Annotated in this window: 1 protein-coding gene; it reads left to right on the top strand. The window is 67.8% G+C overall.

Annotation, left to right across the window (positions count from 1 at the left end; translation table 11 throughout):
- Nucleotides 1-260, top strand: a 260-nt coding sequence (locus FLQ44_RS10170; RefSeq protein ID WP_500692546.1) for an RraA family protein, incomplete at its 5' end; no start/stop codon positions are given.
- Nucleotides 261-367: the final 107 nt, after the last annotated feature.

Genomic DNA, 367 nt, shown 5'->3' with positions numbered 1-367 from the left:
AACTGGCTGCGCTCGCGGTCAAGAACGACTGGGAAGGCATCGTGCTGTTCGGCTGCGTGCGCGACTCCGCCGCGTTGGCCGAGCTGGAGATCGGCATCAAGGCGCTGGGCACTTGCCCGCGCAAAACCGACAAAAGCGGCCAGGGCCTGCGCGATGTGCCGGTCCGCATCGGCGGCGTCGACATCCGCCCCGGCGACTACCTGTATGCCGACGAGGACGGCATCGTGGTCTCGGCCAAGCGGCTGCAGGAAGCGGGCTGAGCCTGCCTTCGCGGCGCTGTCCAAGCGCCCCTTCGCCCTGGCGAAACCTCAAGGCCGAATATCAACCCTCCATGCCCAGCGCTTACCCGCGACTGCGCTCCCTGACG

Origin of the sequence: Vogesella mureinivorans (assembly GCF_007644035.1) — a bacterium.
Taxonomy (GTDB): Bacteria; Pseudomonadota; Gammaproteobacteria; order Burkholderiales; family Chromobacteriaceae; genus Vogesella; species Vogesella mureinivorans.
The sequence above is the reverse complement of the archived record's forward strand: the minus strand, read 5'-3'. Positions and strand labels throughout refer to the sequence as shown.